Annotated in this window: 21 protein-coding genes and 1 tRNA gene; 8 read left to right on the forward strand and 14 right to left on the reverse strand. The window is 66.2% G+C overall.

Annotated elements, in window-relative coordinates; genetic code table 11:
* Positions 1-84: 84 nt before the first annotated feature.
* Together EOW65_RS16115 and EOW65_RS16120 are read right to left on the reverse strand one after the other, a co-directional pair.
* The gene (locus EOW65_RS16115) at positions 85-429 is read right to left on the reverse strand and encodes a hypothetical protein (protein WP_128151177.1); all 345 of its coding nucleotides are present in this window, start codon (positions 427-429) and stop codon (positions 85-87) included.
* Positions 430-559: 130 nt separating this feature from the next.
* Positions 560-808 carry a hypothetical protein gene (locus EOW65_RS16120; protein ID WP_128151179.1) on the reverse strand — a complete coding sequence of 83 codons (249 nt, stop codon included), beginning with the start codon at positions 806-808 and terminating at the stop codon, positions 560-562.
* 364 nt (positions 809-1172) lie between these two features.
* On the opposite strand from EOW65_RS16120, the gene EOW65_RS16125 reads away from it, so the two are divergent.
* The 4 genes from EOW65_RS16125 (at position 1173) to EOW65_RS16140 (ending at position 7116) form a co-directional block, all read left to right on the forward strand.
* Positions 1173-2309: a hypothetical protein gene (locus EOW65_RS16125; protein WP_128151181.1), complete on the forward strand. Its 1137-nt coding sequence runs from the start codon at positions 1173-1175 to the stop codon at positions 2307-2309.
* Between the two features lie 272 nt (positions 2310-2581).
* Entirely contained in the window at positions 2582-3205 is a 624-nt protein-coding gene (locus EOW65_RS16130) for a recombinase family protein (protein ID WP_128151183.1), read from the forward strand.
* 535 nt (positions 3206-3740) lie between these two features.
* Positions 3741-6902, forward strand: coding sequence for a phage tail tape measure C-terminal domain-containing protein (locus tag EOW65_RS16135; RefSeq protein WP_128151185.1), 3162 nt, complete (start codon positions 3741-3743; stop codon positions 6900-6902).
* Positions 6903-6912: 10 nt separating this feature from the next.
* Positions 6913-7116 carry a hypothetical protein gene (locus tag EOW65_RS16140; protein ID WP_128151187.1) on the forward strand — a complete coding sequence of 68 codons (204 nt, stop codon included), beginning with the start codon at positions 6913-6915 and terminating at the stop codon, positions 7114-7116.
* Positions 7117-7342: 226 nt separating this feature from the next.
* Here the strand turns inward: EOW65_RS16140 and EOW65_RS16145 are convergent.
* The 9 genes from EOW65_RS16145 to EOW65_RS16185 form a co-directional block, all read right to left on the reverse strand.
* Positions 7343-7419: transfer RNA gene (locus EOW65_RS16145), tRNA-Pro, on the reverse strand.
* Positions 7420-7600: 181 nt separating this feature from the next.
* Positions 7601-7900 (reverse strand): transposase, encoded by a 300-nt coding sequence (locus tag EOW65_RS20465; protein ID WP_394342754.1) that lies wholly within the window; start codon positions 7898-7900, stop codon positions 7601-7603.
* Between the two features lie 6 nt (positions 7901-7906).
* Positions 7907-8662 (reverse strand): HpcH/HpaI aldolase family protein, encoded by a 756-nt coding sequence (locus tag EOW65_RS16155; protein ID WP_128151189.1) that lies wholly within the window; start codon positions 8660-8662, stop codon positions 7907-7909.
* 162 nt (positions 8663-8824) lie between these two features.
* Positions 8825-9694 (reverse strand): transporter, encoded by an 870-nt coding sequence (locus EOW65_RS16160; RefSeq protein WP_128151191.1) that lies wholly within the window; start codon positions 9692-9694, stop codon positions 8825-8827.
* A gap of 33 nt (positions 9695-9727) precedes the next feature.
* On the reverse strand, positions 9728-10249 hold the full coding sequence (locus EOW65_RS16165; protein WP_128151193.1) for a flavin reductase family protein: 522 nt from the start codon (positions 10247-10249) through the stop codon (positions 9728-9730).
* A gap of 79 nt (positions 10250-10328) precedes the next feature.
* The gene (locus EOW65_RS16170) at positions 10329-11501 is read right to left on the reverse strand and encodes a p-hydroxyphenylacetate 3-hydroxylase oxygenase component (RefSeq protein WP_128151195.1); all 1173 of its coding nucleotides are present in this window, start codon (positions 11499-11501) and stop codon (positions 10329-10331) included.
* Positions 11502-11542: 41 nt separating this feature from the next.
* Positions 11543-12223, reverse strand: coding sequence for an alpha/beta fold hydrolase (locus tag EOW65_RS16175; RefSeq protein ID WP_128151197.1), 681 nt, complete (start codon positions 12221-12223; stop codon positions 11543-11545).
* On the reverse strand, positions 12220-12690 hold the full coding sequence (locus tag EOW65_RS16180) for a nuclear transport factor 2 family protein (RefSeq protein WP_128151199.1): 471 nt from the start codon (positions 12688-12690) through the stop codon (positions 12220-12222). The genes EOW65_RS16175 and EOW65_RS16180 overlap by 4 nt, the downstream gene beginning before the upstream one ends.
* Positions 12691-12746: 56 nt before the next feature.
* Entirely contained in the window at positions 12747-13661 is a 915-nt protein-coding gene (locus EOW65_RS16185; RefSeq protein ID WP_128151201.1) for a VOC family protein, read from the reverse strand.
* 662 nt (positions 13662-14323) lie between these two features.
* Between EOW65_RS16185 and EOW65_RS16190 the strand changes: the two genes are divergently transcribed.
* Positions 14324-15079: a TetR/AcrR family transcriptional regulator gene (locus tag EOW65_RS16190; RefSeq protein ID WP_128151203.1), complete on the forward strand. Its 756-nt coding sequence runs from the start codon at positions 14324-14326 to the stop codon at positions 15077-15079.
* A 9-nt stretch (positions 15080-15088) separates the two neighbouring features.
* On the opposite strand, the gene EOW65_RS16195 is transcribed toward EOW65_RS16190, so the two are convergent.
* On the reverse strand, positions 15089-16006 hold the full coding sequence (locus tag EOW65_RS16195; RefSeq protein ID WP_128151205.1) for a hypothetical protein: 918 nt from the start codon (positions 16004-16006) through the stop codon (positions 15089-15091).
* Positions 16007-16167: 161 nt separating this feature from the next.
* Here EOW65_RS16195 and EOW65_RS16200 point away from each other — a divergent pair, with 161 nt between their 5' ends.
* Positions 16168-16755, forward strand: coding sequence for an NAD(P)H-dependent oxidoreductase (locus EOW65_RS16200; RefSeq protein WP_128151207.1), 588 nt, complete (start codon positions 16168-16170; stop codon positions 16753-16755).
* Here the strand turns inward: EOW65_RS16200 and EOW65_RS16205 are convergent.
* Together EOW65_RS16205 and EOW65_RS16210 are read right to left on the reverse strand one after the other, a co-directional pair.
* Positions 16740-17507, reverse strand: a complete 768-nt coding sequence (locus EOW65_RS16205) for a DNA-binding transcriptional regulator (RefSeq protein ID WP_128151209.1) — start codon at positions 17505-17507, stop codon at positions 16740-16742. The two genes, EOW65_RS16200 and EOW65_RS16205, sit on opposite strands and share 16 nt — an antisense overlap.
* 212 nt (positions 17508-17719) lie before the next feature.
* On the reverse strand, positions 17720-18265 hold the full coding sequence (locus EOW65_RS16210; protein ID WP_128151211.1) for a flavin reductase family protein: 546 nt from the start codon (positions 18263-18265) through the stop codon (positions 17720-17722).
* Between the two features lie 147 nt (positions 18266-18412).
* Between EOW65_RS16210 and EOW65_RS16215 the strand changes: the two genes are divergently transcribed.
* A complete protein-coding gene (locus EOW65_RS16215) occupies positions 18413-18871 on the forward strand; it encodes a RidA family protein (protein ID WP_128151213.1) in 459 nt (152 codons plus the stop codon).
* Positions 18868-19632, forward strand: coding sequence for a glycerophosphodiester phosphodiesterase family protein (locus EOW65_RS16220; protein ID WP_128151215.1), 765 nt, complete (start codon positions 18868-18870; stop codon positions 19630-19632). The genes EOW65_RS16215 and EOW65_RS16220 overlap by 4 nt, the downstream gene beginning before the upstream one ends.
* Positions 19633-19640: the final 8 nt, after the last annotated feature.

The raw sequence follows: 19640 nt of genomic DNA on the forward strand, positions 1-19640 counted from the left end.
GCCCCACGCCGCCCATGGCGGAAAGCCGCCCGCCGTGGTCTACTTCAACCAGATCGAAACCGACCAGCAGGCGCAGAGAGTAGCTTAAATCATCCCGGAAACTGTCCAAGGGATCGGGAGTAGCTCACCATCGGTCGAATGCAGCGGGACCATCGCTTTTATGAAGCTATCTTCGGGTTCCGGGATCATCTGCCGAAGGCGATCCTCGCCATACCGATCTATGCCCATCTGAACGAACCGCTCGAAATCAACATCGAATGCCACACGTTTCGCCTGCATTCCCCTTGGCTCTGCAAACTGGAGGTATCCCGTCACATTCACATAGGCTTGAAGGCAAGTCCGGTAGTCTTTGACAGAAGCACTAGCGGCACCAGTAACCCAAGCTGACACTGCGAGCGCAAGGAACGGGATCATACGGCGGTTGATCATACGGCTGTCCTCTCCAAACACACCGCATCTAGCCAAAGAACATGGCAATTATTAGGCCCTCATCGCCAGCAGACAGCCCTACTGGCGGGGAAGGTTAGCCGAAGACACAAGCACGGTCCTTTCCTTTCAGTCAGCGCTTCTTGTTCGACTGCGACAGGACCGACCCCGCCAATGCCTTTGTATCCGCGCTGTACTTCGGACTGGAAAGGACCTGCGATGCGCGATCTTCCATCCGTGCGCCTGTCTGCTTGGCTGTCCCGGCCTGCGCCAGTGCCGACCCCGCGAGGCTGCGGGCGGTTACCGAAGCGTTCGGGTTGCCGAGGATAGAACCTGCCTTCGATGCCATACCGCCCGAAGTGCCTTTGGTATTCTTAGACATGGCATTGCTCCAATGGGTGACTGACACCACATCTAGCAGATGTTCGCCTTTCGTCCAAATGGATTCCGCAAGACATAGTGCTAGACAGAAGCGCGGCGAGGTCGCACACTGCGCGACATGATCAAACGTAGAAACTGCCCCACCTGTCACGGGACTGGCGTCCTGACCTTACCGCCCACGCCTTGCAGTTATTGCGGTGGCAAGGCGCGAGAGCGGGACTCCGAGGAATGCCCAGCCTGCGGCTTCTCCGGCGTTCAGTCAGAGCGGATCACCTGCCCAAGCTGTCGGAACAAGGGCTAATTAACCTGATCGTTTTTTAGATGACCCCATGAGAGTAGTTGTAACCTATAAGGTAAATAGCCGAGTGAGGGTTCAGACCCCCTTTTCGATCAAGTCGGAGGGGCGAATTTACCACGTTGAACGGGATGGCGAACGGATCAGTTCTGTTTCTGTTATATTTCCCGGTGTAAGCGTTGATGAGGCGCCAAAAATAATTCCAGCCGTCGAGGCGAAAACAATTCCAACAATCTCCATCACGGACAGGTATACTCTGATTGCCGAACGGGACATAAGGACATGGCAAGCCATTCTTGCGACCTATCAAGGTCTGGAAATAGACTTTAATCATGCTGAGGTGTCTTACAATGCCGAGACACCGGAGGAAGAATCCTTAATATCACTCAAGTCTTTTACTATTGGAAAGGATCACTATCCAGAAATCGCCGCTCAGGACTATTCCATGTTTGGCCGCGCATTTCTGGCCATCAAGGATAGCTATGAGGATATAGACAAGATAGCATTCTATGTTGAGGGTTACAGGCACCTCAAAGCAGGTCACTGCATTGATGCCTATAATCAATTTTACCTGTTTCTTGAGGCAAACTTTGGGCTTCCCTTCAAAACAAAGGATGCAGTCAAGGCTCTACAAGGCAACAGGCAGTTCATCGACGCAGTCAATGAAGTTATCTCTGAAAAATCTTGGAAGACGGACAGGGTCAAGCTTACCTTAAAAGGTTTTGAGGGGGACACCTACGATATTTCGGCTGTCACAAATAGCATTGTGCTTTTGCGAGGCCACCTGCGACACAATACACTATCAAATCCCAATAGATGGAATCCAAACGATCAAGAGAAGCATCGCTTGGACGCGTTGTTCATTGCCGCAGTTTGTCAGGCAATAGCCCGACCAACTTTCTTAAAGACATTCAATGAAATATACGCGAAGGAGTTTTTTGATCAAGCCGTGGAGAACAAGCACATGCTAAAGGTTCGCGTCACTATCACCATGAAAGATATGGAGCGGGTTCGCGATCAGCAGATCGACATGAATTTCCCCACAAGAGACGAGTCACCGGAACTTGCAAAGGTCGTTATGCAAAAGGCACTTGAAGCCTTCGATCACAATGCGGCTGGTGCTGATCTGTACGCGATCAGAGCAGTGGTAATTCCCACTGGCAAGGAGCTATTCCGCTATGATCTTGGCCCGAGCATTTCTCGTTAAGTTCCGCATTTAGCCGCCGCCGACCGATGGGTCAGCAACTTCCCGGATTCGTTCACATCCCAGATGAGAATCGTTCTCAATCCCTAAAGCCCGAAACCGCCACTCCCCCGCCAGAATCCCCGCCTAACGGCGGGCACCGTACCCCTTCGCCATGACTTTTTGGGTACACCTTTGCCGAACCGCCCTTTGCCCGGTTCTATAAATACCATTTTACAACCCATAGCGAACCGAATATAAGGGAACCATCCAAAACGAACCGATGGAGGTTTGCCATGTTCATTCGCGCCTATCTGCGCGCATCCACCGCCGACCAAGACGCCACCCGCGCCGCCGCTGATCTGGAAGCCTTCGCCGCTGAACGCGGCCTCAAGATTGCCGCCCGCTACGTCGAGAACGAGTCCGGGGCCAAGCTGCACCGGCCTGAGCTGTTCCGGCTTCTGAATGACTGCCAGCCGGGCGACGTGCTGTTGATCGAACAAGTTGACCGCCTTTCCCGCCTGACGGCGGCGGACTGGGCACTTTTGAAGGCAAAAATTGCGGAAAAGCACGTCCGAGTCGTCGCTCTGGATTTGCCCACCTCGCACCAGCTCGCACAGGTGAGCGATGACTTCACCGCCCGGATGCTGGACGCACTCAATAGCATGATGCTGGACATGCTCGCCGCCATTGCCCGCAAGGACTATGAGGACCGGCGCAGACGGCAGGCGCAGGGCATCGCCAAGGCCAAGACGGAAGGCACCTATAAGGGCCGTCCTGAGGACACCAAGCGCAACGCTGCGCTCATGGGAATGCTCAAGGCTGGGCAGTCTTGGGCCTCTATCGTGGCGGCAACTGGGTGCTCGCGGTCCACGCTGGCCCGGCTGTCGAAGAGGCTGGCAGAGGCGGGGCAGGCATAGGCGGGCTTGCTCTGGTTGCCCGCGTGAGCGGGCAAAATTGCCAAACACGACACTGTTGCCGCCTTCGGGACAGTCGCCCCGCAACCCACCCCCACCCCCCCCACCCCACCAGATTTAGTGCCGGGGGACCCAAGGACCACTACCCATAGGGGAGGCAAAGGGCGCGCAGATACTACCAGCAGGTTGCAGAGCAACTTTTCAGTTTCCAAACTGGCGATAGTCAGGTTTATGAATCCCGCGTTGTACCCCTATTGACCGGTGCAACTTCGGCCCCAGAAGTGCGGGCCAGAAGTAAACTAAACCCCTAAACGGATTACACAAAAGCTGAACCGTTGCAGGCGGTTTGCTAGGTGGCTCGCGCGTGCTGTGCTATCATGTCCCTGTCGAGTGGAGAGCTTGCGCGGGCGGGCGGTTCTGGGTCTTTCGCCCGCCCGCGTCTTTTCTCCCGTGACCCCGACAAACTCCCCTCCCTCACCCCGCGCCTGTGCTGGACCCAGCACGCCCCCGACAGGCAATAGCGCGAAAGCTCACCACCTTGGAACAAACCCACGAAATCCGACTCAAGATTGACGCCGCTGCCGCCGAAGCTGGCAGCAAGCGTTTCACTGCCGCGCTGTCCGCCGTCAAGAAGGCGGTGCAGGACCTTGACCGCGCCGCCGATGGCACCTTTGCCAAGCTCGCCAATCACAAGCCGCAGTTTGACGTTACCCCGCTGACGCGGGCCACCACCGAAGCCCAGAAGCTCAACACCACCCTTTCCGCCACCACCCGCGCATCCGACAAGGCCGCAGCCGATATGCGCCGCGTCATGTTGGCGGCGGATGCTTCGATCCGGCAGGCCGACACGTCCGCCCTCAAGCTGGGCTACCGCCTCGGCGATCTGGGCGACACCGCCGGAATGGCGAAGCTGGAGTCGGCGCTCGCCCGCCTCAAGACGGCCCTTGCCGCACCTGCCGACTTGATGGCGGTCAAGACCGCCCGGAACGATTACGAAAACGCGCGCGTGGCTATCAACAATGCAGCCACGGCGGCGGAATACGCCAAAGGGTCCCTCGCCCAGCTCGCGCGAGAACAGACCGAAGCGGCGCGTTCCGCCGCGACCCACAGCGCCGCGCTGGACGCCCTGCGGGCTGAATTCAACCCGCTCTTTGCCGCCAGCAAGCAATACGAAGCCACCCTTGAGCGGATCGCAGCCGCAGAGCGTGCGGGCGTGATCAGCACGCAGCTTGCCGCCCGCGCGCGGGAACAGGCCGCTGCCACCCTTGAGGGGGTAGGCCGCGTAGGCACCGCAGCCAGCAAGGCGGGCTATCAGGTCCAGAACGCCAGCTATCAGGTGGGTGACTTCTTTGTGCAGGTCGCGGCGGGCACCGACGCCACCCGCGCCCTCGCCATGCAGTTGCCCCAGCTTCTCGGCGGCTTTGGCGTCTGGGGTGCCGTCGCCGGGGCCGTCGCTGCGATCATGGGCGCGCTTGTGCCGATCCTGCTTTCCGGTGGCGAGGCCACCCGGAAGTTTGACGACGTGGTCAGCGATCTTAACACGACCCTGACCACCTATCGCGACTCCGCCGCCGCCGTAAACGGCGGGACGCTCGCGCTGCGGGAGGAATTCGGGCTGGCAGCCGAGTCCGCGCAGAAGTTTCATGCCGCAATGGCAGCCGTCGCGGCGATGAAGATGGAACAGCAGTTGCAGGAAGGCGTTGCCGCCCTCGCCGCCACCATGTCGGGGGTGACGGACCTCATGGCCCAGTGGGACTCCGCGACCTTCCTCCCCGAGGCCCTGCGCCCCGAAACCATCTATCTCACGGCTGACGCCGTTTCCCGACTCCAGTCCGAATTCGGCCTTACGTTGAATCAGGCGCACGCGCTTTCCGAGGCGTTGAACGAAGCCAAGATGGCGAAGGGACCGGAAGCAACGTCCGCCGCCATGGGCAAGGTTGTGGCCCAGCTTCTCGCGGCCCGCGACGCCGGGGCCAAGCTGCCGCCTGAACTGGTGAAGGCCGTGGAAGAGGCTGCCACGCTTGGCCTGACGGCTGACCGCCTGTCTGCCATCCTCGCGCCCATGCCGTCCATGATCGGGCAGGCCACGGGCCAGACCAATTCTTGGGCCAGCGCCATGAGCGGCGTCCGCGCGGAAATCAGCGCCATCATGTCCAGCCTTTCCGCCATCGGCGGCGGCGCGATCAGCAATGCCGCCAAGCGGGCCGAACTGACTGCCTTGCAGGCTGGGCAGACGGTTCGGCAGGCCGAAGTCGCCCGCCTGCGGTACGAGAATGAACAGCGCCTTGCCGCGCGGGAAATGGGCGCAGGAAGCGGAATTTCTGGCTGGGCACAGCGCCAGTTGATCGGGATGGAACGCTTCCAGTTCGAGGAAGGCATTCGGCTGGACGATCAGTTGAACGCCCAGCGCGAGGCTGCCCGGAAGCGCGAAACCTCGACCAAGGGCGGCGGTGGAGGTGGCGGGGGGCGCAGCCGCGTGGAAGCGCTGGGTGACGAAGAGCGGGCGCTGTCTAAGCTCACGAAGTCCATGAATGACCGTATCGTCAGCCTCGACTCCGAGAACGCCGCTTTGATGTTGCTCGCGACGGGTCAGGCCAAGACCGAAGAGTCCGCCCGCTTCATGGCTGACGCCATGGCCGCGAACGGCGGCGTGCTGGACGATACGACCATGGCCATCGTTCGGCAGTACGAGGCCGCAAGCGTTCTGAATGAACAGCTTACGCGCTTGGCGCGCGATCCGGTCAAGGAGTGGATGGACTCCGTTCCCGACTGGCAGTCCGCCGCGAAGGACATTCAGGCGAGCATGACCGAAACCTTCTCGACCACGCTTGCCGACTTCCTCAAGACGGGCGAATTCGACGCCACCGCCTTCGCGGATGCGCTCTTTGCGCCGGTCTTTGACGCCGTGGCGCAGAAGGCCACCAAGGAGCTTTTCACCGCCCTTGGCGCTGACAACGGCGGTCTTCTGTCTGGCCTGTTCTCTTCGCTGGGCCTGTCCAGCATGGGCGCCACCGACGCCACCGACGCCGCCGCGATGACCACGGGCGCGGGTCAGGCAGGCAGCACCATCGCCGCGTCTATGGTGCAGGCGGGTGGACAGGTCGCGGCGCAGATTCAGGCTGCCATGACCGGCGCAGGCGCGCAGGCTGGGGCCGCTGTGCGTTCTGGCGTCCAGACGGGTGGCGCAATGGCCGGGGCGCAGATCAGCACCGCCGCCAGCACGGGCGGCGCAACGCTGGGCGCTGGCGTGGTACAGGGCGCGGCACAGGGTGCGCCCATCCTTGCGTCTGGCGTGGCCTCTGGCGCGTCTGGCGGGGGCATCCTGTCCGGTATCGGCGGCTGGCAGGAGCTGCTTGGCATGGCCTTGGGGGCGTTCTCGGAGGGGGGCGTGTCCACTTCGCCCGTGGGCTTCGCCGCCATGCCCGCTTCCGCGTTCCGGCACGCGCCGCACTTCTCGCAGGGCACCGCGAACACCAGCGGCATTCCTGCCGTACTCCACCCGAATGAGGCAGTCATTCCCCTGTCGCGCGGGCGGAAGATTCCGGTGGAAATGGGCGAGACGGCGGGCGGAACGATCATCCACGCTCCCCAGACGATTAACATCAATACGCCCGACGCAGACAGCTTCCGGCGCAGCCAGAAACAGATTGCCGCAGATATGGCCCGCGCAGGGCAGCGGGCAGTCAGCCAGAACGGATAAGGAGTCCGACATGACCGGTTACGTATACGCAGGCGCGCCGAACCCGCGCGGCATGTTCAACACCCCTGAGATTGAGGCCAAGGCGGAAAGGCTGCGCGACCTGTTCGAGTCGAAGGTCCCGGTCACCGCTTCCGGCGATGGACTGAGCTTCACCGCCCATGGGAAGCGCCCGCCGCCCGCTGACGCGGGCGAAGACGAAGACCACGACACCTAGTCGCCTGAGCAAGGAAGGGGCCAGCTAGGCCCCTTTTCTATGTCGGTGGCTTGCCGATGGCCCCGCGTCAGCGGGGAGTCTGGGTCTGGACGGGGCTTCCACCCTCAGGAAAGGCCGAATCCTGCACAGATGCGCGTGGCAAAAACTACCATACAAAAACACACAGGCCACCATACAGAGGCCTAGCGTTTTTCGCGTAAGTTGTTGATTTTGTTCGGGAAAATTTTGGTCGGAGCGAGAGGATTCGAACCTCCGACCCCCTGCTCCCGAAGCAGGTGCGCTACCAGGCTGCGCTACGCTCCGACCGTGAGCGCGGAACTACAGAGTTGCCCGGGGATTTGCAAGGGGCTTTTCGCGGATTTTTCGATGCATCGCATGCGCCGCCTCTTTGAGGCTCCGCGTTTGCGTGGTTCCCCGGTGCCGGCTTTGGTCCCGCGCTGACCAGGGCGCCGATGCTGTTCCACCGGGGGGCTGGCTGCGATCGTCACCGTGTTACGTGGCGCGGGGCCGCCTGATCAGGAAGCCGCGGCGGGCGCTGATGGCGGCACCTTCGCCCGTCAGCGGGCTTCCCGCGCCATGTCGCGGACGCGCTGGACAGCCCATTCGTCGCTCTGTTCCAGAAACGGGCGGCGACGATCCGCCCGCCGTGCCGGACCTTGCAGTCGGTGGCGTCGATCCACAAGGAGGGCCAGTCACCTTCGAGAGGGTGGGGGAGGAACGCCTTCACCTCGCCGTCGATCTCTTCGCAAAGCCTCAACACTCGGCTCGTGCCGCTCCCCGACATGTCCCCTCAGCTGTCCGGGCGTGGCAGGAAGCTTGCCCGCGCCTGCGCCGCGCTGGCAAGCAGGAAGCCCTGATCCGACCCCGTGAGAAAGCTCGTTGCCCCATGCGCGCGCAGATGGGTCAGTTCGACCGAATTGGCGGCCAGGATCATCACCGGCAGGCCCACGGCCACCGCCGCCGCAAGCACACGGTTCACCGCCGCCTCGAGATCGCTGCCGCGCAGATTGTCCCCCATCGACACCGCCAGATCGGCGCGCCCGATGAAGATTGCATCAAGCCCCTCGACCGCGACGATTTCCTCGATCGTGCCGATCGCCTCGGCATCCTCGATCATCGCGACGACCGCACAGCGCGCATCCTGTTGCGCGAGATGCTGTGCCATGCCCAGGGTGCCGAAAGCACCCGCCCGCGTGCTCGGGGAAAAGCCCCGCGCGGCGGCATAGCGCGCCCGCGCCACCGCCTCGCGCGCAACCCGGGCATCGGTCACATGCGGAACCAGCACGCCATCGGCGCCGCTGTCGAGCACGCGCAGGATCTCGGAGGTGGCCCGCACGCGCACCAGTCCGGCCATGCCATGCGCCCGACAGGCAAGCACGATGGCATCGGTGGTCTCGGGGTTCAGCGGCGCATGTTCCTCGTCGATCACCGCGAAGTCGAAGCCGAGCTGACCGAGGATCTCGGCCGGCTGTGTCGAGGGGATCTTCAGGAAGGTGCCGAGCAGCGGCTCGGTCTCCCGCAGGCGGGCTCGAAAACCGGTCAGCATCGCGCCCCGGCCCTTTCCGCGCCGGGGGCGCAGGCTGCCCGCGACGCGACGCAAAGCGGCACGGACCGCCGCGGGGCGGCGGCGTCGGCTCGGAACAGAGTGGTCTTTGACATGTTCGCTCCTTTCAGGAAGACGGCCCGGGGCTGCCCGGGCCGGTCGGGGTCAGAACACCTTGACGAGGCGCAGCTGCACGGCGCTGTCGTATTTGTAGCCGCCTTCGACATTGAAATCGCGCGCCAGCAATCCCTGGATCTGGGTCGTGGGGTCGATGAAATGCGTCAGATAGAGGCGCAGCTGATCGCGGTGGGTCTTCAGGCCGGTCTCGGCGCCCGCCACCTTCTGCTTGCCGCCGCGCTGGCCGGAATAACCGACCGTCAGCGAGGTGGCCGGCCCCCATTGCTTGCGCAGCATCGCCTGCAGCTGCCACGACGGGCTGCGGGAATGCTCGGCTCCGGCCTCGCGGTGATCGCCCTGAAAGGCAACGTCAAGCGCGCCGTCGAAGAAGAACCCGCCGCCCAATCCCTGAATCACACCGATCTGCGGCGTCAGCGACCAGGTGCCCTCGCCAATGCCGAGGCGTTCCGGGTTGTAGTTGCCGGTGGGCAGCGTCGCGAAGAGCGAGACGCCGAAGCTGGTGCCGGTCTCGGGCGTCTTGGGCTGCACCGGCCAGACCGTCAGGCCGAGCGTGGTGTCGCCAAGGCCGCTGCTGGCCGGCTGATCCGCGCCGCCGATCCGGGCGCGGTCGATGTCGGCGAAGGGGATGACGAGGTGATAGGCCGCCGGCAGATCACCGAAGGCAGTGTAATAGAGGCCGCGCAGGATCCCCACATTCGCCTCGAAGGACGAGCCGGGCACGGCGGTGCCGTTCACCTCGAGGCTGTCGGCGCTCAGGTGCTGCAAATAGAGCATGGCAAGCGCCGTGCCGCTGGGCAGGATCGTGTAATCGGCCGGGCCGACGTCGATCGCGCGCGCCGGCAGCGCGGCAAGCGCAAGCGCAACCGCGCCGGCGCCCAGGATCTGTGTCATCTTCATCAAGGTCTCCTCCCTTATGATGTGCGACGATGGTCAGCGCGCGGCGGCCTGCGGGTGCGGCTGCGCCAGCGAATAGGCGCCGCGGTGGTACAGAAGCGGGTCGGCGTCGGTCTGCGCGAAGCCGGTGACGCGCCCGATCAGCAGCCAGTGGTCGCCGCCATCAAGAACGGCCGCGCGGGCGCATTCGATCGTGGCGCAGGTGCCCGGCAGCAGCAGGCAGCCGCCCTGGCCCTCGGTCACCGCGACGCCGGCGAACTTGTCGTCACCCCGCGCGGCGAAGGCGCGGCACAACGCGATCTGGTCATGCGCAAGGATATTGACCGCGAAATGGCTGGCGGCCTCGAACACCGGATAGCTTGCCGAGGTCTTCACCAGGCTCCACAGGATCAGCGGCGGATCGAGCGAGAGCGAATTGAAGCTGTTCGCGGTGACGCCGACGCGGCGGCCGCCGGCCTGGGCGGTGATCACCGTGATGCCGGTGGCAAAGCAGCCAAGCGCGGCGCGGAAGGCGCGCGGATCGAACCCGGTCGTAGCGGGGGAAGAAAGATCGGTCATGGGAACTCCTGTCAGGACGACGCGCGCAGGGCGCGCCGGCGCGGGGGCCCGGCCCGGGGGGAGGCCGGGCCGGGCGGGCTCAGAACAGGGACGGGTCCGGCTCGAGCCCCATCAGCGCGCGGCCGAGGATCTGCGCGCAGATGTCATAGTCGGTATAGGCATGGGCGGCGGTCATGTGGCTGTTGCGGAACAGCCGCTGCGCCTCGGCGTCGTCGAACCAGGCCGAACCGCCCGAGGCCTCGAACAGCCGGTCCACCGCGGCGACGAACATCTTCACCGCATAGGCCTGGTTGGTGCGCCAATGGGCCATCTTCTGCGCATCGGGGAAAACCCGGCGCTCGGCGTGGTCGCGCATGTCCTCCCAGGTTTTTTCCAGGAAGGCGCGGCCCGCGGCCACCTGATGCGCACTTTCCGCCAGACGCATGCAGGCGGGGATCGACTGGCCGACCTTCGCGCCGGTGTAGGCGCGCACGCGGCCCTGGGTGCGCTCGGTGTAAAGCGCGATCATCCGTTCGGCGATGCCGAGGCTGACCGAAGAGAAGCAGCTTGCGAAGACATAGATGAAGGGGACGTGGAAGATCTTGCTGTCGGGATACAGATGCCCTCCCGCCGAGGTCAGACTCATCAGCGCCGGCACGCTCTCGATGCGGTGGTTCGGCACGAAGGCGTCCTTGACCACCAGCGTCTTCGAGCCGGTGCCGCGCATCCCCTGAGTGAACCAGGTGTCGCGGATCTCGTAATCGGCGCGCGGCAGGATCGCGAAGCTGTAGACCTTGCCGCCCTCGGGCGCGTCGCGCAGGAAGCCGAGGATCGCCCATTGCGCATGGTCGCAGCCCGAGGACCAGCCGAACTCGCCCGAAAAGCGCACCCCGCCCTCGACCTCGACCGACTTGCCATAGGGCGCGATCGAGGAGGAGGCGACGGTGTCCGGGTCCTCGCCCCAGATCTCGTCCTGCAGCTCGCGCGAATAAAGCGCGATCTGGTGGTTGTGCTCGGCCAGCAGCGAGAAGGCCCAGGCGGTCGAGCCGCAGGCGGTGGCGATCAGCGCGATGCAGTTCTCGAACTCGGGCACCGGCAGCTCGAGCCCGCCATAGGCCCTGGGCTGAAAGGCGCGGTGCAGGCCGGTGGCCTTCAGCAGCTCGATGTTCTCCTTCGGGACCATGCGGTCCCCTTCGGCCTGCACGGCGTTGGCCGCGATCTGTGGCAGGATCGCGCGGATGCGCTCGATCATGGTGGTGGACGCGTCGAACATGGGTTCCTCCCTTTGGTCGGTGTCGTGGTCTGCCGGCGGCGTCAGCCCCGGCTCAGAAAGGCAAGCGCGGCGTCTTGGAAACGGAGGTCGGAGGGCAGGCCGACATGGCCGGTGCCGTCGATCAGCCGGTGCGTGGCGCCGGGCAGCGCGGCACACAGGCGGGTGTCGGGCTGCGCCACAGCATCGGCGCGGCTGTTGAAGATCAGGATCGGCGTGCGCACCTGCGCGAGCCGGGCCTCGGTCAGCACCGGATTCGCCGGCCGCTCCAGCACGGCCGCAAGGCAGGCCGGATCGGAGCCGCTGAGCCGCGCATAGTCGAGCAACGCCGCGACCTGCGGCGCGGGAGGTTCCTGCGCCGCACCGCGCAGCGCGGCGACAAGCGCGGGACCGGCCTGTTCCGGCGCGAAGAGATTGTCGCCGATGCCGCCCAGCACCAGCCGCCCGTTCGCCCCCGGCCGTCGCGCCTCGAGTTCAAGCAGCAGCTTGGTGCCGAGCGAGAAACCGATCGCGCCGAACAGATCCTCCGGCAACCGTGCCGCCAGATCGCCGGCAAGATCGGCGTAATCGGCCGGATCGTGCGAGCCGCCCTGCGGCCCATGCCCGGCGATGTCGAACCCCACCGGCTCGAACCCCGCCGCGCGCAGCGCGTCGTCCCAGCCGTCTGCCTGCCAGGTCGCGGCATGGGAGCCGCCCCAGCCATGGATCAGCGCAACCTTTCTCATGTCGTCTCTCCCCTTGCCGCGGCGGCGGCCTTGTTCAGATCGGGCGTGTCGGTGCCGGCGAAGATCAGCGCGCCGGTGACGCCGGCCAGGCGCCAGCCCGCCGCCGTCTCGACACAGTCGAAGATGAAATCGGCCAGCGACGAGGGCGGCCCAAGCGCGACGGGGCGTGCCCCGCTGCCGGAAAACACCGTGATCGTCGCCGCCAGTCGCACACCCGCGCCGGGCAGCCGCCGCAGGTTGGTGCACAGATGGCGGGTGAGGCGCCCACGCTCGGCCGAGAGCGCACGGCGCGCGGTGAAGTAGCGCGCCAGCGCCGCCTGCCCCTCGGCGCGGAAGCTCTCGATGACCAGCGCACCGTCCGCGGTGAACAGCTCCGGCCCCTCGATCGGCGCCGTTTCGTCGACGCAGGCCCAGAAGCGCAGGACCAGATCCTCGAGCGCGTGGAACTGCTGCCAGGTGAGTGTCATGGAATGCCCTCCGTTCGGGCGCCTCCCCGCATGGGGAGACCGCCCTGTGCCCGTGCTCAGGACCCGACCGTCATGAAGGTCTCGGCCATCTCGTAGCCCCAGCCGTTCATCACCTCGGGCATCTGCGCCGGCACGATGTCGACGCTGAGCGGCGTCGCGTCGTCGGCGAACTGCTCCATCCCCGAGGAGAACTCGTTGCGGTTGCCGAAGGGGTCGAAGACGTAGGCGTAATTGTTGGTGCCGAAGCCGGTCGAGGAGCCAAGCCCCGCGTTGTGGCGTCCGGGGCCGAATTCCCAGCGGTGGCCGGTCTCCATCAGCCGGTCCGAGAGGCGGAAATAGTGGTTGCCGTCCTCGACCGCGAAGGCGACGTGATGCAGCCGGTGCGCCGGGTTCACCGCCTTCATGTAGGCGATGTCATGGTCATAGGCCGAGCCGCGCAGCCAGATCCCGGCGAGCTTGCCCTCGACCGAGATGTTCAGCGACGACTTGAACCCGATCATCATCAGGAAGTCGCGCATCACCTCGGGCTCGACCTCGCCCAAGAGATTGATGTGGTCCATGTCGCAGGGCACATGCGAGCCGCGGGCGTCGAAATCCGAGATCCCGGCGCGGCGCTCGGCCCCGCCGGTGGCCAGGCGCAGCTGATGCCCCGAGGGCAGGTGGAATTTCAGTGCCGCGCCCTCGCCCGGACGGCTGTCACCGGCGAAACGTTCATGCGCCACGCCCTTGCGGGTCAGGATCGCGCCGACCCGGTCGAGATCCTCCTCATCATCGACGCCGAAGGTGAAATTGTCGAGCGAGCAGCTCCCCTTCACCAGCGTCAGATCGGCGGCCGCGCCGCGGCAGGCCAGATGCGCGCTGTGGTCGCTGCGGCTCAGCACCGTCAAGCCCAGCACGTCCTCGTACCAGCTCAGCGCCTTGCCGATGTCGCCCACGTAGATCGCGGCGTGATCGATGCGGTTGATCCCCATGTCTTTGTCCTTCCCGTGTTCAGTCAATGATGCTCGCTGCGGCGGCCACGGGATGTGGCGCCGGCTGTCGCAAGTGGCGGTGGCAGAGGGCCCGCCCGGGGCACACCCCGGCCGCCGCGCGTCTTGTGCGCGCAGCCCGCTGCGAAATGTCATGGAATGTTCGGCCCGCAGCCCCGCACCGACCGGCGCAGGCCCCACGCGGCACGGACCGGCTCAGCCCGGTCGCGATGCGTCAGCCATCGTGATCTCCTCCGTTCGGCTCTCCCGGGCCGATCCTCTCCCTCGCAGCCCTCCAAGCTGCCCGGAAAGACTACGACAGAATGTCAAAATGACAAATCGTCATTTTACAAATTCCACCAGATGGAATAACCTCTGGGGACATTCCATCTTCCACCGCCCTCCGAGGGGCCTTGGAACGCTTTTGCAGGACGTGATTTCAAATGGTTGACAGAACACGGCCGCGCCGGGGCGAGCCGCCAGCCACTCCCTCCCGGGACGCCCCTCGCCCCGCGCGGGGCGGTGCCTCCGGGCCCGTCCCGCCTGCGCAAAGCTGGACCTCGGGGACAATCCAGACCATACCGGAGGGGGCGACCGGCACCGCGCCGCAATGCGGCAAGCCGGGCGATTCTCCCGCGCAGATGCAAGGGCAGCAAGACCGGTTCATGGCGGAAAACGACGACAGCCAGCTTTCGACCCTCGGCTACCGGACCGCCGGCAGCGGGCGCCGCGCCGAGATCGGCGCCGCCCGCCGCGCCCGCTCGCGCAACACGATCCTGACGGCCGCCTTCACCTGCTTTGGCCAGGAGACCGGTCAGGCCTCGCGGATCGAGGACATCTGCAAATGTGCCGGCATCGCGCGCGGCACCTTCTACAACCACTTCGAAGATCTCGGGCAGCTGAAATACCAGCTCCTCGAGGAGCTGACCGGCGAGTTCGACCGCGCCGTCCACCTGATGTTCGCGGCGCTCGAGGGCCCGGCCGAGCAGACCGCCGTCGCGATCCGCTACTATCTGCATGCTGCCGGGAAAAACCCCGCCTGGGGCTGGGCGATGATCCACTCGAGCGCGCCGGGCCACACCTTCGGCGAAACGGTCTGGCACAATTCGCTGGTGACGATCCGGCGCGGGCTCGATCAGCGGGTGTTCTCGATCAGCACCGCCGAGATCGGCCGCGACATCCTGATGGGGGCGGTGGCGGCGGCCATGGTCTCGATCACCCAGGGCGCCACGCCTGCGGATTACCCCGAGCAGATCGCGCGTCACATCCTGCTGGCCTTCGGCATGAGCGCGGCCGAGGCGCACGAGATCGCCACCCGGCCGCTGCCGGCGCTGCCGGCGATTGCACATGAGAAGATCGTCATCGCCAGCATGCCGGCGCTTGGTGAGATCGGCGGCCCGGACCAGCCGGGCGGGCGCTAAAGGTCGCGCCTATTCGATTGCGGTGCGCGCCATCGGATAGTCCTCCGCATTCAGAACCCAGCCCGCGCGCTGCGAAAAATCCATCCGCGGCGGCGCGAAGATGTCGACGATCTGTGCCTCGGGCGAGGCCCAGAGCGTGGTGTGCAGCGCTGGCGGCGGCAGTACCGTGGCCGAGGGGCTGGAACAGGCGATGCGCATGTCGGGCAGCCAGTGCGCCTGATCCGGCGTCCAGGGCCAGCGCAGGAAATGCTCGAACTCCCCCGCCAGCGTCAGCGAGACCTGCTCGAAGCTCGCGTGGAAATGCGGCGAGACCTTCGCGGTATCGCGCGGCGCGGTGAAGCGCGGCAGGATGTTCACCATCAGCGTTGTGCAGCGGAAGATGCGGCCAAAGCGCCCCTCCTGCGCCGGCACATCCAGATCATAGGCGCGCAGCCGAAAGCCGCCGGGCGGGTCGGGCCAGGGCTGGAACGGCGGGATGCAAGGATTTGGCGCAACCGGCTGCGCAGCGGGCGGGCATTGCGCCACAAGGTCGGCGGAACGGGCGGTGAAGATGAAGGTCACCGTGCCACGACCCTGCGCCGTCACCCGGCTGTCGCCCGGCGGCACGATGAACAGATGGTTGCCCGGGTGATCCTCGACCGCGCCCGCACCGGTGGTGATGGTGAAGCGCACCTCGGGCCCGAGCGAGAACACCATGTATTCGTCAAGCTGCCCGGAGCGCGCGAACTCGGCCGTGCCATCCAGCTCGACCACCCGCAGCACCATCTGCGTCGCGCCGAGCATCCACGCCCGCCAGCCGGCCCCCGTCGCAAGCGGCGGATCCTCGTGGAAGCGCCCGACCTGCGGCAGGCAGAACGGGCCGGTCGCCGTCGCCTCGGCCGGGGCGGTCCTGAGAAGCGCCTTGCGCGGATCGCTGTCGTCGAACATGGCCATCTCCCTGCGTCGTCCTGTCTCCTCCACAGCTCTCACGGGAGCGCACGCGGCGCACGCGAAACCTGCACCAGTTCCACGAGGCGGAATTGACGCCCGGCCCGCTTGAGCCTTCGTCCGCGCGGTGAGACGGTGCCCCGAACGAGGGGAGAAGAGAGATGGCAGGCACGCTGGTGATCGTTGCGCATCCGGACCTGGCGCACAGCCGGGTCAACGCCGCCTGGGCCGCGGCGGCCCGCGCCTGCGCGAGCTGCACGGTCCACGACCTTTACGCAGCCTATCCGGGCGGCCCGATCGACGGCGCGCACGAGCGCGCGCGGATCGAGGCCCACGACCGGATCGTGCTGCAATTCCCGCTGACCTGGTATTCCTGTCCGCCGCGGCTGTCAGAGTGGATGGGCGCGGTCCTGCAACGGGGCTGGGCCTATGGCCCGGGGGGGCGGGCACTGCGGCTCAAGACGTTGGGCATCGCGGTCTCGACCGGCTCGAACGGTGCGGATTACAGCCCCGATGGCCGCTACGGGCACACGCTCGATGCGGTCACCTTGCCCTTCGAGTTGCTGGCGATCCATACCGGCATGCACTACCTGCCCGCCTACACCCTGACCGGCGTGCGCGACTGCGACGACGCGGTGCTCGCCCAATCGGCCGCGCGCTATGCCCGCCACCTGTGCCATGCCGCGCCGCGCCGCATCGCCTCGGGGGCCGATGACGCTCGCGCGAAGACCCGTTACCCGACTGCTTGAGCGCCGCTCTCGCAGGCCACGACGGCGGCGCGCAGCTCGGCCTTCAGCGCCGGCACATCGACCTGCGCGCGGGCGAAATAGGTGACGCCGAGTGTGCCGACGAGCTTTGCCCCAAGCCGCAGCGGCAGCGCGAGCGAATGGGTCTCGGGCTGGACATTGCCACTGCGCTCGCCAAAGCCGCTGGCGCGGGTCATCGCCACCACGGACGCCGCGCGCTCCTCGATTGCCTGCGCCTCGGCCGGCGTCGCGGCCGATTGCTGCAGCAGCGCGACCAGATGGCGCCGCTCGGCCGCCGGGCAGAAGGCGAGATAGGCGCGGCCATGGGCGTAGTCGAGCAGCGTCATCCGCCGGTTGATCGTCGACTGGTAATGCGACAGCGGGCTCATCGGGATCGTGCTGAAGCGGATCACCAGCGCGTCGACGTCGAGCGTGGCAAGCGCCGCCGGCCAGAGCGTGCGCCGGGTCAGCGCCTCGGCGGCCTGTCGCGCGCCCTCAAAAACCTGTGGCAGCCCGTGATGCCCGGCCCCGAGCGCAGTGACCTTCTCGGTCACGCAATAGCCTGCGGTCCGGCCCAGCTTGCGCACATAGCCTGCGGCAATCAGCGTTTCGAGCAACCGCACCACCGTTGGCGCCGGCAGGTCGGTCTGCGCCGCCAGATCCTGCACCCGGACCACGGCGACCCGGTTCATGAACTCGAGCAGCTGCAAGGTGCGTTCGACCGAGCGCACGGTTTTCGAAGGCGTTGGCGTCATCGGATCGGTCCGGGGGCGAGGCATCTCGCCGAGCATCCGATACCGCGGGGGGCAAAAATGCAAGCCGTCCGGTTGCGCCGGCCGGGGCCGGACCTTGGTGGCCTTGCCCCTTTGGGCTCTCCTTTCCCACGAGAGTCGGCGGGGGCGCGATTGGTCGTCGGGCCGGGGGGCTCAGCGGGGCAGGCCCCTCCCGGTCGTGTTGATCCCCGCGCTCAGCTCGGCTCGAACCGGCCATAGCGGCCGCCGGCGAAGACCAGCGGCTCACCCTCGCGGCACAGCGCAAAGCGGATCACCCGACCGATGATGATGGTGTGGTCGCCGCCCTCGTGCGTCGCCTCGGTGCGGCATTCGAACCGGGCAAGCACATCATCGAAGACTGGCACGCCCTCGGCGTTCTGCCGGTGGTCAAGCCCGGAAAACCCCTCGCCCTTGCCGGTGAAGCGCTGTGCGAGGCTCTGCTGGCCGAAGCCCAGCACATGCACGGCAAAGGCCTGTGCGACCGAGAAATGCCGGTGCCGCATCGAGGAGCGTGCCGCCGACCACAGCACCAGCGCCGGATCGAGCGAGACCGAGGCGAAGCTGTTCGCGGTGATCCCCACCGGCGCGGCGCCATCGGCCTCGCAGGTGGTGATGACGGTGACCCCGGTCGCGAACCGGCCGAGTGCGTCGCGGAACTGCCGCGGATCGACCGGATCGGGCAGCGGGCGCGCCTCTTCGGCCCGGCTGACGGCGGCTTCGATCTGGTGGCTCTCGCGCATCGCATCCCCTTTCGACGACGCCGGCCTGTGCCGCCGGCTGCCCCTGATCTAGCGCTTTGCTGCGCATTTCACAGCCTCTTTCGTCGGCAAAAGCGCTTGAGCCGGGGGCGCCGAGCCCCTAGCGTCGCCCCGGACATGGAGGGAATCATGAGCCTGATCGAAACGCGCCTTGCCGAGCTTGGCCTCGAGCTGCCGCCGGCCCCGGCGCCGGCCGCGAATTACGTGCCCTTCGTGCGCACGGGCAACCAGCTCTTCGTCTCGGGGCAGATCTCGTCGGATGCGGCGGGGCTGATCACCGGCCGCCTCGGCGCCGATCTGAGCATCGAGGAGGGCGCCGCCGCCGCCCGCCGCTGCGGCCTTGCGCTGCTGGCGCAGGCGCGCGCCGCGCTGGGCGATCTCGACCGCGTGACGCGGGTGGTGAAGCTTGTGGGCTTCGTCAACTCGACGCCCGAGTTCACCGACCAGCCGAAGGTGGTGAACGGCGCCTCCGACCTGATGGTCGAGGTCTTCGGCGAGATCGGGCGCCACGCCCGCTCGGCGGTCGCTGCGCCCTCGCTGCCGCTGGGCGTCGCCGTCGAGATCGAGGCGATCTTCGAGGTCGCATGATGCTGTCCCCCGATTTCCTGCGCCTGCCGGTCGCGCATCGCGGCTATCACGACCGCGCCGCCGGCCGCCCCGAGAACAGCCTGGCCGCCGCGCGCGCCGCGATTGCCGCGGGCTATGCGATCGAATGCGATCTGCAGCCCTCGGCCGATGGCGTGCCGATGGTGTTTCACGATTACGACCTGCGCCGGCTGACCGGCGTGGCGGGCCGGATCGGCGGTTTCACCGCGGCCGAGCTGGCGGCAACGCCGCTTCTGGGCGGTGACGAGGGGATCCCGACGCTCGCCGGGCTTCTGGCCCTCGTCGCCGGCCGGGTGCCGTTGCTGATCGAGATCAAGGACCAGCATGGCGCCATGGGCGGCACCGACGGTGCGCTCGAACGCGCGGCGGCGGCGCAGATCGCGGCCTATGCCGGGCCGGTCGCGGTGATGTCCTTCAACCCGAATGCGATCGCCGCCTTCCGTGCCGCGGCGCCCGATGTGGCGGTGGGGCTGACGACCTCGGCCTATAGCGCCGAGGACTGGCCGCTGCTGCCCGCCGCGGTGCGCGACAGCCTGCGCGAGATCCCCGATTACGACCGCGTCGGCGCGTGCTTCATCTCGCACGAGGCGGCGGCGCTCGATGCCCCACGGGTCGCGGCGCTGAAGGCGCAGGGCGCTGCCATCCTGTGCTGGACGATCCGCTCGCCCGAGGCCGAGGCCGCGGCGCGCAAGATCGCGCAGAACATCACCTTCGAGGGCTATCCGGCGCCGATCCCGGCTTGACGCCGCGC

It is taken from the genome of Paenirhodobacter ferrireducens (genome assembly GCF_004022265.1).
Taxonomy (GTDB): domain Bacteria; phylum Pseudomonadota; class Alphaproteobacteria; order Rhodobacterales; family Rhodobacteraceae; genus Rhodobacter; species Rhodobacter ferrireducens.

Excerpts from the sequence above, each read along its gene's own strand:
- EOW65_RS16115 (WP_128151177.1), bottom strand. The coding sequence starts at position 429 with ATGATCAACCGCCGTATGATCCCGTTCCTTGCGCTCGCAGTGTCAGCT.
- EOW65_RS16185 (WP_128151201.1), bottom strand. The coding sequence starts at position 13,661 with ATGGGGATCAACCGCATCGATCACGCCGCGATCTACGTGGGCGACATC.
- EOW65_RS16215 (WP_128151213.1), top strand. The coding sequence starts at position 18,413 with ATGAGCCTGATCGAAACGCGCCTTGCCGAGCTTGGCCTCGAGCTGCCG.
- EOW65_RS16210 (WP_128151211.1), bottom strand. The coding sequence starts at position 18,265 with ATGCGCGAGAGCCACCAGATCGAAGCCGCCGTCAGCCGGGCCGAAGAG.
- EOW65_RS16205 (WP_128151209.1), bottom strand. The coding sequence starts at position 17,507 with ATGACGCCAACGCCTTCGAAAACCGTGCGCTCGGTCGAACGCACCTTG.
- EOW65_RS16175 (WP_128151197.1), bottom strand. The coding sequence starts at position 12,223 with ATGAGAAAGGTTGCGCTGATCCATGGCTGGGGCGGCTCCCATGCCGCG.
- EOW65_RS16200 (WP_128151207.1), top strand. The coding sequence starts at position 16,168 with ATGGCAGGCACGCTGGTGATCGTTGCGCATCCGGACCTGGCGCACAGC.
- EOW65_RS20465 (WP_394342754.1), bottom strand. The coding sequence starts at position 7,900 with ATGTCGGGGAGCGGCACGAGCCGAGTGTTGAGGCTTTGCGAAGAGATC.
- EOW65_RS16195 (WP_128151205.1), bottom strand. The coding sequence starts at position 16,006 with ATGTTCGACGACAGCGATCCGCGCAAGGCGCTTCTCAGGACCGCCCCG.
- EOW65_RS16190 (WP_128151203.1), top strand. The coding sequence starts at position 14,324 with ATGGCGGAAAACGACGACAGCCAGCTTTCGACCCTCGGCTACCGGACC.
- EOW65_RS16120 (WP_128151179.1), bottom strand. The coding sequence starts at position 808 with ATGTCTAAGAATACCAAAGGCACTTCGGGCGGTATGGCATCGAAGGCA.
- EOW65_RS16130 (WP_128151183.1), top strand. The coding sequence starts at position 2,582 with ATGTTCATTCGCGCCTATCTGCGCGCATCCACCGCCGACCAAGACGCC.
- EOW65_RS16180 (WP_128151199.1), bottom strand. The coding sequence starts at position 12,690 with ATGACACTCACCTGGCAGCAGTTCCACGCGCTCGAGGATCTGGTCCTG.
- EOW65_RS16140 (WP_128151187.1), top strand. The coding sequence starts at position 6,913 with ATGACCGGTTACGTATACGCAGGCGCGCCGAACCCGCGCGGCATGTTC.
- EOW65_RS16220 (WP_128151215.1), top strand. The coding sequence starts at position 18,868 with ATGATGCTGTCCCCCGATTTCCTGCGCCTGCCGGTCGCGCATCGCGGC.
- EOW65_RS16155 (WP_128151189.1), bottom strand. The coding sequence starts at position 8,662 with ATGCTGACCGGTTTTCGAGCCCGCCTGCGGGAGACCGAGCCGCTGCTC.
- EOW65_RS16160 (WP_128151191.1), bottom strand. The coding sequence starts at position 9,694 with ATGAAGATGACACAGATCCTGGGCGCCGGCGCGGTTGCGCTTGCGCTT.
- EOW65_RS16170 (WP_128151195.1), bottom strand. The coding sequence starts at position 11,501 with ATGTTCGACGCGTCCACCACCATGATCGAGCGCATCCGCGCGATCCTG.
- EOW65_RS16165 (WP_128151193.1), bottom strand. The coding sequence starts at position 10,249 with ATGACCGATCTTTCTTCCCCCGCTACGACCGGGTTCGATCCGCGCGCC.